Origin of the sequence: Amycolatopsis sp. lyj-108 (assembly GCF_046549005.1) — a bacterium.
Lineage (GTDB): Bacteria > Actinomycetota > Actinomycetes > Mycobacteriales > Pseudonocardiaceae > Amycolatopsis.
The window spans coordinates 48,816-61,194 of the sequence record NZ_JAJPWQ010000005.1 but is presented as its reverse complement, the minus strand read 5'-3'; the positions used below and the strand labels follow the sequence as shown (position 1 = coordinate 61,194).

Sequence of the window (12,379 nt, the reverse complement as noted above, 5' to 3'; positions counted from 1 at the left end):
GAACTCGCGTGATTGAAGGCGGAACTCGCGTGGTCCTTCAGCGATCTTCGCGGGACTTGATCGGCACCAGGGTCCGCGGCTCGAGTGCCGCCAGCACCCGAGCCGCGAACGGTCTGGTGGCCAGGCCGCGGCGTACCTCGCCGACCTCCTGCCATGCCCGCCGGACGGCGCCGTCGCCCACCGGGACGCCGGACCACAGCGTCACGTCCAGCACCTTGGCCAACCGCGCGACCGGCTCGCGGATCCCTTCCCCGGCAAGCGATCCGGCCGATTCGGCGAGGTCGCGCGGGGTCATCCCGATCCGGAACGGCACGCCGTGCGCGCGCAACCGGTCGCGGATCTCGTCCCAGGCGCCGAGCACCCCTTCGGCGCCGGACCGGCGGCGTCGCCGTCGTGCACGGAAGACCTTCGCGGCCGGAACCCCGAAGAGCCACATGAGTCCGAAAAGGATGATCCCGGCGGCGACGGCGATCCACCAGCGGCCCGCACCCGCGTCGGCGGTCTGGTCCTCGGCGTTCTCCGACGGCGTGCCCGGCGGGAGCTGAGGCGGCCGCAGTTGCTGTTCGGCGGGCAGTTGCGCCCTCGCCTTGGCGACCGCTTTGCCGGGGCCTGCCGAACTTTGCCCGGCCTTGCCCGCCTTGGCGGTCGGGTCGAGCGCCACCCAGCCCGCCCCGGCGACCGCGACTTCGGGCCACGCCAGGACGTCGCGGTTGCGGACGACGTGCATCCCGCCGTCGGTCTCGGCCGGACCGCGGAACCCGACGACGAGCCTGGCCGGGATGCCGTTCATCCGCGCCAGCGCCACGTATGCGGCGGCGAACTGCTCGCTCGTCCCCCGCTTGCTCTCCAGCAGGAAGTGCCGCAGCTGCGGCCAGCCGTGCCCGGTCGGCAGCTCGTCGATACCCGCCGCGACCTGATAGTTCGTGCTGAGGAAGCGTTCCAGCTGCAACGCGGTCTGGAACGTCGGGCGCAGACCGCGTACGGCGTCCTTGGCCACCTGCTCGACGTCCGGCGGCACCGCGCCGAGCCCGCCGAGACCGCCAGGGGCCCGCGCGTCGACCTCGCCCGAACCGAGATCGACCTCGGGCGAAGACCAGCTGAGCCGGTAGTTCCGTTCTTGAGCAGCCGACGGCGACTCCAGCATCAGGGTGCCCGCGGACTGGTCCACCAGCGGTGTCACACCGTCCACACCGGTCAGTCCCTGATGACTCGGGAGCCAAGGCCCCGAGAGTCCGCGCACCTTCAGTTCGGCGGTGCCACCCGTGCCACCGGGAGCGCCGTCGAGGCCCGCGCCGAGCCGCTGGAACCGGGAATCGGGCAGCCAGTTCACGCCGTCGAAACCGTTCAGCACGATCAGCCGCCACTGCTCGACCGGGGTGTCACCGCGGTAGCGGAACACCTCCTCGTCCGGCCGGACGAGCCGCTGGGCGATCTCGTTCAGCGGGTTGCCGAGCCTGCCGCGCGGCGGCGGCGCGGCTTGGGTGTCCTTGAGCGTCAACGGATCACGGCCGATCGGATCGAGCCCGGCGAACGCGACCGCCCCGGCGACGAGTGCGACCACAGTGGACAGTGCGGGCCAGATCGCCGATCCCGTCACGCGCCAGGACCGCGGCACGCCGGGTGCCCGGCTCACGGACCGGACGCGGCGACCCGACCACAGCAGGAGTCCGGCGGCCAGCGCGTACCCGAGCGCCGCCGCCACCGCGACGACACCCGTCAACGCCTGGTACGCCTGCGCGAGCCCGGCGACGGCCAGGCTCGGCACGAGCGCGACCAGCGGCTTCTTCAGGCGCAGCACCAGTTCCAGCCCGAGTACCACGGCGAGCAGCACCGACAGCGGGACGAACAGCAGCTGTTCGGGGATCGGCCGCGCGGGCCAGGTGGACTGGAGGGTGAGCTGCCAGCCTTCGGTGAAGCCGCGCGCGATCCCTTGCAAAGAGGCGCCCGTGGGAAGGAACGCGAGCGTGGTCGAAGCCAGCACCGTCTCGATCAACCCGAGCAGGCCCAACAGCGCGACGAGCAAAGGCCGGTAGGGCACGAGTTTCGGGAACTTCGCGGTCAGCTCCGCGCAGCCGTAGCCGACGAGGACGACCACGAGCACCGGGACGAGCAGCGGCGCCCAGCCGAACACGGGCGCGAACAGCAGTCCGGCGACCCCCGTCGCGGCGAGCAGCCCGGCGACCGCGATCCGGTCGAATCCGGCGCTCATGCCTTCCCCACCAAGGAATTCCATTGGGCGGCCGCACCGGCGGCGTCGACCGCGATGATCACGCCGCCGGACCCCGCGGACGGCCTGAGGTCACCGAGCCGGACCACGGTGTCGGGCCGCCAGCGGGCCGAGTGGCCGAGATCGGCGTCCGGACCGGTGATCACCACCAGCACTCCGCCGGGGCGTTCGGCGGCCGCCAGCACCGAGGGCAGCAGCGGCGCGTCGTCCGCCGCGTCCTGGGTGACGAGCGCGAGTTCGTCCAGCAACGTCCTCGCCGCGCGCACGCCGCTGTCGGTCAGCGTGTCCGCACCGGCGGCGGTGATCAGGCGGCAGTGCTGTCCCGCCGACGCCGACGCGTAGAACAGGGACGCCGCCACCTCGACGGCCTCTTCGAAAACGGCCGGGCTCATCGACGCGGGCCGCGTGTCGAGCACCGCGGTGAACCGGGGCTGGGCGGGGTCGGCGTACTCGCGCACCATGAGCCGTCCGGTCCTGGCTGTCGCCTTCCAATGCAGATGCCGGACCTCGTCGCCCATGACGTACTCCCGCACCGCGCGCAGATCCGCCGAACCGCGCAACGGCGGGTCGGTGATCGGGCCTTCGTGATGATGGCGTGGATGACCCGCCTGCGCCGCGCGCACCGAATGCCGTCGCGGATGCACCCACAACCACGCGGTACCGCCGACGGTCTGGTCGCCGCGGGCGAGGTCGAACAGGTCGGGCCGGTGCACCACGAGCGGGCCGACCCGCAGTTTCCCGCGGGTCGTCGTCGGCAGTTCGTAGTGGTACGTCGCTTCCGCGCCGGGCGCGAGCGGGCGGACCCGCAGGCGATGCGTTTCGCTCCCGATCCCGTCGCCGGCGGCGAAACCGCCGTGCCGCCGCGAGCCGGTGTTACGCACGACGAGCGAGGCCAGCGCGGGCTTCCCACGCTCGACCCTGTCCGGCTGGACGGTGCGGCCGATCTCCACCCGAGGCCGGAATCTGGTGGTGGCCAACGCGATCAGCACCGCGCCCGCCGCGATCCCCGCGAAGGCACGGAAAAACGTGTACCCGGCCAGTTCGCCGAGGGCGTAGAACCCGGCGGCGAAGGCCAGCACGATGACGCCGCGGCGGGTGAGCCGCACGCCTACCTCCCCATCGCGGCCATGGGAGCGGCCGTCGCGCCCAGGAGTTCGTCGACGATGTCGGCGGTCCGGCGCTGGTTGAGTTCCGCGTCGGGGCTCAGCACGAGCCGGTGGTCGAGCACCGGATGCGCGACGTCCTTGACGTCGTCCGGGGTGACGAAGTCGCGGCCGAAGGTGGCGGCGAGCCCCTGTGCGGCCCGGATCAGCGCGATGCTGCCACGCGGGCTGGCGCCGTAGCGGACGTCCGGATGCGAACGGCTCGCCGCGGCCAGGCGCACCGCGTAGTTGACGATCTCCGGTGCCAGATGGGATTTCCGGACCTCGTCGATGACGGACTGGACGTCGGCGATGGTCAGCACCGGCTTCAGTTCGTCCGGTGTCACGCCCGCGCAGTCCCCCATCACCACGCGCATCTCGGATTCCAGATCCGGGTAGCCGACCGAAATGCGCATGAGGAACCGGTCCAGCTGCGCTTCGGGCAGCCGGTAGGTGCCCTCCAGTTCGATCGGGTTCTGCGTGGCCACCACGAGGAACGGCCGCGGCACCGCCTGGCCGACCGAATCCACGGTGACGCGGCGTTCGGCCATCACCTCCAGCAGCGCGGCCTGCGTCTTCGGCGTACCCCGGTTGATCTCGTCCGCCAGCACCACGTTGGCGAAGATCCCGCCGGGGTGGAACTGGAACCGCTCGTTGTTCTGGTGGTAGACCATCACGCCGGTGATGTCGCCGGGGAGCAGGTCCGGGGTGAACTGGATGCGGTTCCACCGGCCGCCGATGCTGGCGGCGAGGCAGCGCGCGATCGTCGTCTTCCCGACGCCGGGCACGTCCTCCATCAGCAGGTGCCCTTCGGCGAACAGCGCCGCCACGGTGAGCCGGACGACCTCCGGTTTGCCGCGCACCACCGATTGCACGTTCTCGGCGATCTGCTCGAAGGCGACCCTGGGTGTGAGCGTCACAGAACTTCCTTTTCCTTCCGTCGGCGCAAGCCGACCAGTGCCAGCGGGCCGAGCCAGAACAGTGCGCCACCGGACACCGGGGGTACCCCTCGCCAGGAGTCCGTGGCGGTGCCCGCGGAGGTCCTGATGGTGGCGGTGATCGTGATCGACCCTATCCAGGTGACCTCGGAGATGGTCAGTGTCGTGGCCCCGGAACAAGGCACCGGCTTCGTCTCGGTGAAGAACTCCGCCGTGCAGGTCGCCGGAGCACCCTTTCCGTTCGCGTTGACGGAGACGTACAGCGTGCTGCCCTGGCCCCGCACCTGGGTGATCGTGATCGTCGGCGGTCCCGAGACGACCGGCACCGTGACCTTCCTGCTGCCGGTGGCCCCGGTGAGGTTGGCTCCGGAACCGAACTTCGTGACCGCGCGGACCGTGACGGTCGCGGCACCGGTGACGCCGGTGAATTCCGCGGACCTCGCCGTGACCGTGCGCTCGCCCTTGCCCGTCATGCTCACCAGGTAGTGCACCAGTGTGCCGCCGCGCAGGTCGGGCTGGGTCCAGCTGACCGACACCTTCCCGGCCGCGGTGGCGTTCGCGGTGATGACCGGTGCCCCGGCGGGCCGGTTCGCGGGTCCCGGAGTGACCACCTTGGCGCTGACGCCCGGCCCGATCCCCGCCGAGTTCTCCGCGATCACGGTGATCACGTACGGGGTTCCGTTGCGCAGCCCGGAAATCGTGGTCCCTCGTGACGATCCGCCGACCCGGGTGGAACCGCCGGTCCAGGTCAGCCGGTAGCCGGTGATCCGCGCGCCGTTGTCCGCGGCCGGGCTCCACGAGACCTTGATCGAGCCGTCCCCGGACGACGCGCTCACCTTCCTCGGCGCCCCGGGCGCAGTCGCCTTCGCCACCGGCGGGGGTGCCTGCTGGGTGTTCGGAGGTGCCTGCTGCCGCTGTTCCTGCTGCGGCGGGGGCTGGTCGCCGGACGGTTCCGGTTCGGCCGACGGCGCGCCCGCGGTCTGGCTGTTGGCCGCCTTGTCGACGTCGACGTCGACCACCGAGCCGTCGTCGCCGTTGACGACCAGCACGTGCGAGCCGTCGGAACTGTCGACGTAGATCCGGTTGTCCTCACCCTTGGCGAGCCTCGGTGCCGTTCCCTGGCCAGGCACCTTCGCGGTGGACTTGAGCTTGCCGGCGACGTCGTAGGTCAGCACCTCCCCGCGGGTCTCGTCGACCATGGCGACGACGTTCGACGAGGAGAGCGGGCCGTTGAACCGGCTGCCCTTGGTCAGCTCGACCGAAATCGGCTTCGCGGAGGGGCGGTCCTGGTCGAGTCCGCTGATGTCGATGAGGTGCAGCTGGTTGCGCTCCGGGTCGGCGATGGCCAGCCGGTCGCCGACGGCGCTGTTGGCGACCTGCGCCGACGGCGAGAGCTTGATGCCGAGGGGAAGGGCTTCGCCGAGGCCGTCCAGGCCGACGCGGTGGAGGCTGTCGCCGGTGGTGTCGAGCACGACCGGCCGGTCGCCGACCAGGGTCAGCCCGCCGCCGTGCCCTGGCGGGAGCCGCGCGGGGCAGGTCATGACGGCGGCGCCCTTGGGCAGCTCGCAGATCGAGCCGTTGTCGACGCGATGCGCCCACACCGTGCCGTCGTTCATCGCGACCGGCCGGGACAGTGGCCCCCCTGCGGGCACTGTCGCGGCCGGGTCACCGAGCCGCACGATCTGGCCGGCGTTGCGGTAGACCAGGTACGGACCGCCCGCGATCTCCATCACGAACGGGGTTTCCGGCGCGGGCGGCGGCGTGGACTCCTCGACGCTCAGCGTCGCCTTGTCGAACTGCGTGATGCGGTTCCGCTCGACCACGTAACCGGAGTCGTCGCCCTGCACGACCTGGCTGCCGTTCGCGGCGCCGGGCACGTCCGCGCGCGCGTCGACCCGGTTCGTCGAGCCGTCGACGTGGAACGCGGATTGGGCGGCGTCGTTGTAGACCCAGTGGCCGACCTGGACGAACTCCAGCCGTTCCGGGGTCGACGCCTGTCCGGTGACGGCCAGGCCGACCAGCGCCAGGCAGCCCGCGACCACCAGCGCCACGGCCATCCTCGTTCTGGCCACCACGCTGAACCGCTTCGTGCCGCGCTCGTCGGTGTTCACGCGATCAAGCTAGAGAGCGACCATGAAATTTCGATGAAACAGCCTGTCTCGGGCTCGCGGCCGCTTGTCATCGAAACCTCATGTTCGCGCGGGAGGCTCGGGCGACACTCTGAGGAGGCACGACGATGACCGATCTCGGCGCGGCCAGGACGGGCGGGCGGTACCAGGCGCCGCCTCCGCCGCTTCCCCAAGCGGGGGCCGCCGTACCGCGGGCAGCGGCCATTCCCGACTCGCTCGCCTACGCGGCGCCTGCCGCGCGGGCGGCCGCACGTGAGGCGGCGCTGGCCGCGCTCACCGCCGCTCGCCAGGCGGAGCAGCAGCCGCGTTGGTCCGCGGCGGTGCCCGTTCCCGCTCCGGCGCCCGGTCCGCCGCGACCGAATCCGCCGGTGCCCGTCACGGGTCGTCGGCCCCGCCGGTTCGGCGGGATCGGGATGGCGCAGATCGTCTGCTGGCAACTCGTCCTCGTCGCGCTCGTCCTGGTGGCTGGGCGGCCCTGGCCGCTGGTGGCCGCGGTGCTCACCGCCGCCGTGGTGGTCGTCGCGCTGACCGCCGTGCGGATTCGCGGACGCTGGCTCTACTCCTGGCTCGGTTCGGCGTCGGGTTACCTGACGCGCGACCGCGACCGGGATCTCCGGAACGCGGGCGAGGCGGGCCGGGCGCTGCTGCGCCTGCTGTCGCCGGAAGCGACGGGGATCACCGGCGAGATCGGCGACGAGACGGTGTTCATGGTCAGCCGTGCCGACGGGATCACCGCTGTGCTGCAACCGAAGTCGGCCGTCCGTGAGCGGCCGATGCCGTCACCGCTGACCTTGCTGCCGCCGTCGCGGGAACAGGCCTTGGACGTCGCCGCGCAGGTCATCCACCACGTCGGCGCGGACCGCTCACGGCCGCCGCGCGGCTGGGTCGCGCTGCAGGCGCTGCGCACCGTCGACGTCCACCGGGACGCCGACGTGCGGCAGGCACTCGGGAACACGATCCGGCGCGTACGGCGGCAGCTGCGGCGCGACGGGCTCCCGGTGCGGGCGCTCGCCGAAAACGAGGTCCTCGGCGCGTTCGCGTCGCTGGCGCACGTCACGGCGGGCCGGGCGCGGATCCGGGAGGACTGGCGGTTCTGGCACAGCGGCCCGATCTGCCAGGCGACCTTCCACCTCGACGGCTGGGACACGCTTTCACCGGCGCTCGCGGTGGATCTGACGCGCCGTCTGCTCTCCGCCGCGCCCGGTACCGCGGTGACACTCGCCGTGACCGCCCGCCGCGGTGCCGCCGATTCCGAACCCCGGGTCAGCGCGGCGATCCGGATCGCCGCCGCGGGTGCCCATCCGGTGGAACACGCGGTGCGGGACCTGGAACTCGCCGCACGCCGGGGCGGAGTGACACTGGACCGGCTCGACGGCAGGCACGCCAAAGGGGTGGCCGCCACCCTGCCGATCGGCGTCAGTTGAGCACGACGATCGCGACGGTGAGCGCGGTCGCGTACAGCGTCCAGGCGAGGTACGGCAGCAGCAACGCGGCGGCGACCCGGGAAGACCGGCGGAAGTACAGCGCCGTGACGACGATGGCGACGTCGAGCACGAGGATGTCGGCCAGTGCGAGGCCGTACGCGCCGGCGGCGAAGAACAGCGGCGTCCAGGCGGCGTTGAGGACCAGCTGTGCCGCGTACCAGACCAGCCCCCGGCGTTCGCCGCCGGATTTCCAGTACAGCCAGCCCGCCACCGCGATCCCGAGGTACAGGACCGTCCACACCGGACCGAACAGCCAGGCCGGCGGCGCGAACGGCGGCAAGTCCAGTCCACTGTAGACAGACCGGGCGCCGGACGCGGCCAGGCCGCCGACGAGCGCGACCACCGCGACCGCGACCAGGAACGGAAGGAACGCCAGCGGCGCGCGGAGTCGTCCTGGCATCGTGGTCATTCCCGGCTCCTGTCTTCGGCTCGTTCGAGCGTAAGTCAGGGAGCACGCCCTCGCAGCGCCGATCCGTGCCGCACCAGGCGATTACCTACACCGTTCGGGTGGCCCGGCCAGGAGCGCAATACCCGCCGTGATGTCCACCCGGTCGATAGCTCGACACGAGCCCGATCCGCGCCGATCAGTAAGTCGAACATCACATTCAGCTTCGCTGTGAAAGCGGTACCGCGGCGGGCCTCGTGTGACCAGACTCGGTGCAGGGGGTGCTGCTCGGAATGGACTCAGGTGACAGACGCGAGAACAGGATAACCGGAGACGTCTCCGGAACCGCGGTACAGGTCGGCGCCGTTCACGGCGACATCTTCCTCCAGCAGGGGGTCAAGCCGGTCATTCCGCGTCAATTGCTTCCGGTGTCCTCGTCGTTCACCGACCGGGAACGGGAACTGACCGCGCTGACCCGGTTGCTCGACGACGACCAGCGGCAAGGGCCGGCGCTGGCGGTGATCACCGGATCCGGCGGAATGGGGAAGACGGCGCTCGCGTCACGCTGGATCACGAAGCACGTCGACCGTTTTCCCGATGGCCAGCTCTACGTGAATCTGGGGGCCTTCAGCGCCGACGGGCCGACGACTCCCGACGACGTGCTCGGCGGTTTTCTCCGCGCGCTCGGCGTGCCCGCGGAGCAGGTGCCCGCCGAGATGGCGGAGCAGGCGGCCATGTACCGGTCGGTCACCGCCGGCAAGAGGTTCGCCGTCCTCGCCGACGACGCGGATTCCGCCGCGCAGGTCCGGCCGCTGCTGCCCGCGTCGCCGGACAGCGTCGTCGTCGTGACCAGCCGATGGCGGCTCGGCGCACTGGCCATGGACGGCGCGCGGGCGCTCGTCGTCTCCCCGCTCGACGAAGACGCGGGTTTGCGGCTGCTGGAAAGAACCGTCGGCACGCAACGTGTAACGACAGAACCCGAACGGGCCAGGGAGTTGGTCTCGCTCTGCGGTGGTATGCCGATCGCCCTGTGCGTGGCGGCCGCACGGCTCTCGACCCGGCCCCAATGGCCGATTTCCCGGCTGGTGGGCGTGCTTTCCGACGAGAAACGCCGTCTGTCGGGCCTCAAAATCGCCGACGAAGCGGTCGTGCAGGCGAGTTTCGACCTTTCCTTCGACGAATTGGACGCGGAGACGGCGCGGGTCTACCGCCTGCTCGGTCTCCACCCCGGCCGCGAGTTCGGTCTCGGTCTCGCCGCGGCCGCGATCGACCGTCCCGCGACCGAGACCGAGGACGCGCTGGACTCCCTGGTCGTTTCGAGTCTGCTGACCGACATCGGGCCTGACCGGTTCCAGTTCCACGATCTGACGCGGGTGCACGCGCGTCAGAAGGCGGCCAAGACGGAGGATCAGTCGGCCCGATCCGACGCGCTGCGGAGAATGCTGAACTGGTATCTCGACCACGTCGCCGAAGCCGATCTCGCCATCATCCCGCACCGCCATCGGCTCAGCCCGCGCCACGAACACGCGGAGCCAGCACGGTTCTCCGATTCCCGGGGCGCCTTGGACTGGGTGGAGCAGGAACTCGCGAACGTCGTCGCGACCATGCACACCGCCGTCGAAGAGGGCTGGTGGCAGGAAGTCTGGCAGTTCTGCGAGGGTCTGTGGGGTTTCTTCCTCTACCGCAAGCATTATCGCCAGTGGGAGAAGACGCACAAATGGGCGGTGGACGCCGCGCGGCACTGCGCGGATCCCGCCGCGGAAGCGCGCATGCACATCCAGCTCGGCTACGCCTATCTCAACACCGAGAAATTCGAAGACGCGCGGACACAGTTCGCGGCCTCCCTGGAAGCCTCTCGAACGATCGACGACCCGGCCGGTGAGGCGACCGCGTGGGAACACCTCGGCGTCGTCGCACAAAGCACCCGAGACCACCAGCGCGCGCTGGAGTACTTCACCCGTGCCCTGCGGCTCGCGGAGCAGGCGGGACAGCACCGCGGTGTGGTGCTGCATCTGAGACGGATAGGAGAAGCCAGCGCGGCTTTGGGGCGGACGCAGGAGGCGATCGGTCACCTGGAGCGCTCCGCCGCCGAAGCACTGGCGATCGGCGACGTCGTCCTCCACGCACGGGCACAGACACGGCTCGGCAACGCCCACCTCACCCTGGGGCAGGTCGGCGAAGCCTCCCGGCTGCTGGAGGAAGCGGCGGCGACGTTGCACCGTTCCGGCGCCGATCCGTATTACGCCGAAGCACTCGAAAGCCTCGCGGAATGCGGGCTGCGCGAGGGCGACACTCACGCGGCCCGCACCCATCTCCAGCGGGCGCTGGAGATCTACCGTCGTTCGAGGGATCTCAAGGCACATCGGGTGGAAGCACGGATCGCGGCGATCGCGGACGACACCGAAAGCTCTTCCGGGCCGCCGCCGGAATAGCGGGGCCAGCCGTCGATCCCGGTCCCGGCCGGGCCAGGGACGAACCGGTGATCCCGGAACCGGATCGAATCCCCGGCGATGACCGCCAGGGCCCCGGGCAACGCGCTCAGGACGGCGTCCGGCGCGGCGGCGCAGATCACCAGATCCGCGCGGCGCAGCCAGGCTTCGGGCGTCTTGCCCGCCCAGGCGACCAGCACGTGGTCCGGCAGCCCGCATTCGTCGGTCCACCGCACCTCGACGACGGCGCCGCGCGGCCGCGCCCTCAACTCTCCGGCCATTCTCGGGTGAGCAGCGGAACCGGCGTGACCTCGGCCGGGCGGTCCGGCTCGGGCATCGCGAGGATCCGGTAGATCTCCTCGCGCAGCCGCGCCGCCGCCTCCCCCGGCATCGAGGTGATCCGTTTCTCGATGGCCGTACGCCGCGAACCACCGGCGACGAGTTCGTCCACCTGCCCTCGCAAGGACCGCGCGGGGTCGAGAACGGACGCGGACTTCCAGAGCAGGCCGGCGAGACTTCCCTTCCGGACGTCGAGTACGGAGCCGGGATTGAGCAGAACCGGTTTCCCCAGCCCCGCCGCGTACTGCGTCACCGAGCCGTGGTCCCCGATCACGCAGTCCGACGCCACCAGCGCGGCCCGCCAGCCTTCCTCCGGCGGCAGGAGCCGGATCCCGGCTTCGAGCGCCTCGGCGAGCCACGCGCGCACTTGGCGGCTCCCGTGGGCCGACCACGTCAGCGGGTGCAGGGCCACCATCACCCGGTACTCCGGACTTCGCAGCACCGAGGCCAGCCGGGTGATCAGGTCCAGGTTCCCGCCGAACAGGGAATGCGGGGACCAGGTCGAACTGATCATCACCAGTTTCCGGTGCGCCTCGATTCCGGCCGAGTCCCGGTACCTCAGCCGCAGCGGCATGCTCGCCCGGATCCTGTCGTAGCAGACGTCGCCGGCGACGACGACCCGCGAAGCCGCCTCGGGAAAGGCCCGGCACATTCGCCTGGCGTCGTCCTCGTGGGCGAACACCATCGTTTCCGGGACCACCCGGCCGTCGCGGACGAGCAGATCCCTGGGATGTCCCGCGATCCCCGTCCCGTGCGGACTGACCCGCGACCGGATCCCTCCGGTGCCGTGCGGAAGCACCAGCACCGGCGCCTCCAGCTCGTCGATGCCCACGTGACTGGACGCGAGGGCCAGATCGAAGCGCATCCGCGAAGCCTGGTGCCACGGCAGGACGAGGCCTCCCGAGCGACGCAGGTACTCGTCGACCCCTGGCCATGTGTCCGGGCCGTCGGGTGTGGTGAAGGCGATCTGCACCCGGGCGTCCGCCTCCAAGAGCGGCAGTACGTCCGCCAGCCGGGTACCCGCCGTCATATGCGGCACCACCGCGAGCACCCGGCGGCACCCCGTCCTGGTCAGCCATCGCTCCGCCGTCCTGCTTCCCGGCACACGCGCCCACGAGATCCCGGTCATCGCCGCCCCCGTCCCGCCACCGACGAAATCCGCAGTCGTCCCGCCATTCCCGCCTCCACTCGTTTCAGTGATTCATCGTCACTGCGGAAAAGAGTGGCGGCCCGATCGTTCAGCCTCCTGTTCCGGGAATAACACCGCCCTTTCACGAGATGCCAGAGAGATGACAGATACCTGTCA

9 protein-coding genes are annotated in these 12,379 nt (G+C 71.0%); 2 read left to right on the top strand and 7 right to left on the bottom strand.

Annotated elements, in window-relative coordinates; all coding sequences use genetic code 11:
* Positions 1-37 precede the first annotated feature (37 nt).
* Genes ACLJO0_RS19695 through ACLJO0_RS19680 form a run of 4 tightly spaced genes read right to left on the bottom strand, consistent with a single transcriptional unit; the run spans position 38 to position 6,418 of the window.
* A complete protein-coding gene (locus ACLJO0_RS19695; protein ID WP_410579947.1) occupies positions 38-2,209 on the bottom strand; it encodes a DUF3488 and DUF4129 domain-containing transglutaminase family protein in 2,172 nt (723 codons plus the stop codon).
* Positions 2,206-3,333, bottom strand: coding sequence for a DUF58 domain-containing protein (locus ACLJO0_RS19690; protein ID WP_410579946.1), 1,128 nt, complete (start codon positions 3,331-3,333; stop codon positions 2,206-2,208). The genes ACLJO0_RS19695 and ACLJO0_RS19690 overlap by 4 nt, the downstream gene beginning before the upstream one ends.
* A 2-nt stretch (positions 3,334-3,335) precedes the next feature.
* Positions 3,336-4,289, bottom strand: coding sequence for an AAA family ATPase (locus ACLJO0_RS19685; protein WP_125786723.1), 954 nt, complete (start codon positions 4,287-4,289; stop codon positions 3,336-3,338).
* Entirely contained in the window at positions 4,286-6,418 is a 2,133-nt protein-coding gene (locus ACLJO0_RS19680) for a fibronectin type III domain-containing protein (RefSeq protein WP_410579945.1), read from the bottom strand. Before ACLJO0_RS19680 ends, ACLJO0_RS19685 begins: the two co-directional genes overlap by 4 nt.
* 125 nt (positions 6,419-6,543) lie before the next feature.
* On the opposite strand from ACLJO0_RS19680, the gene ACLJO0_RS19675 reads away from it, so the two are divergent.
* A complete protein-coding gene (locus ACLJO0_RS19675; RefSeq protein WP_410579944.1) occupies positions 6,544-7,860 on the top strand; it encodes a type VII secretion protein EccE in 1,317 nt (438 codons plus the stop codon).
* On the opposite strand, the gene ACLJO0_RS19670 is transcribed toward ACLJO0_RS19675, so the two are convergent.
* Entirely contained in the window at positions 7,853-8,329 is a 477-nt protein-coding gene (locus tag ACLJO0_RS19670; protein ID WP_410579943.1) for a TspO/MBR family protein, read from the bottom strand. The two genes, ACLJO0_RS19675 and ACLJO0_RS19670, sit on opposite strands and share 8 nt — an antisense overlap.
* A gap of 269 nt (positions 8,330-8,598) precedes the next feature.
* Between ACLJO0_RS19670 and ACLJO0_RS19665 the strand changes: the two genes are divergently transcribed.
* The gene (locus tag ACLJO0_RS19665) at positions 8,599-10,737 is read left to right on the top strand and encodes an ATP-binding protein (protein WP_410579942.1); all 2,139 of its coding nucleotides are present in this window, start codon (positions 8,599-8,601) and stop codon (positions 10,735-10,737) included.
* Here ACLJO0_RS19665 and ACLJO0_RS19660 read toward each other — a convergent pair.
* Complete coding sequence (locus ACLJO0_RS19660; RefSeq protein WP_410579941.1) at positions 10,638-11,015, bottom strand: hypothetical protein; 378 nt, start codon at positions 11,013-11,015, stop codon at positions 10,638-10,640. The genes ACLJO0_RS19665 and ACLJO0_RS19660 overlap by 100 nt on opposite strands.
* Positions 11,000-12,202 (bottom strand): hypothetical protein, encoded by a 1,203-nt coding sequence (locus ACLJO0_RS19655; RefSeq protein WP_410579940.1) that lies wholly within the window; start codon positions 12,200-12,202, stop codon positions 11,000-11,002. Before ACLJO0_RS19655 ends, ACLJO0_RS19660 begins: the two co-directional genes overlap by 16 nt.
* Between the last annotated feature and the right edge of the window lie 177 nt (positions 12,203-12,379).

Bases quoted from the DNA above. Each gene is read 5' to 3' on its own strand.
- ACLJO0_RS19675 (WP_410579944.1), top strand. From the start codon at position 6,544: ATGACCGATCTCGGCGCGGCCAGGACGGGCGGGCGGTACCAGGCGCCG.
- ACLJO0_RS19660 (WP_410579941.1), bottom strand. From the start codon at position 11,015: ATGGCCGGAGAGTTGAGGGCGCGGCCGCGCGGCGCCGTCGTCGAGGTG.
- ACLJO0_RS19695 (WP_410579947.1), bottom strand. From the start codon at position 2,209: ATGAGCGCCGGATTCGACCGGATCGCGGTCGCCGGGCTGCTCGCCGCG.
- ACLJO0_RS19655 (WP_410579940.1), bottom strand. From the start codon at position 12,202: ATGACCGGGATCTCGTGGGCGCGTGTGCCGGGAAGCAGGACGGCGGAG.
- ACLJO0_RS19670 (WP_410579943.1), bottom strand. From the start codon at position 8,329: ATGACCACGATGCCAGGACGACTCCGCGCGCCGCTGGCGTTCCTTCCG.
- ACLJO0_RS19665 (WP_410579942.1), top strand. From the start codon at position 8,599: ATGGACTCAGGTGACAGACGCGAGAACAGGATAACCGGAGACGTCTCC.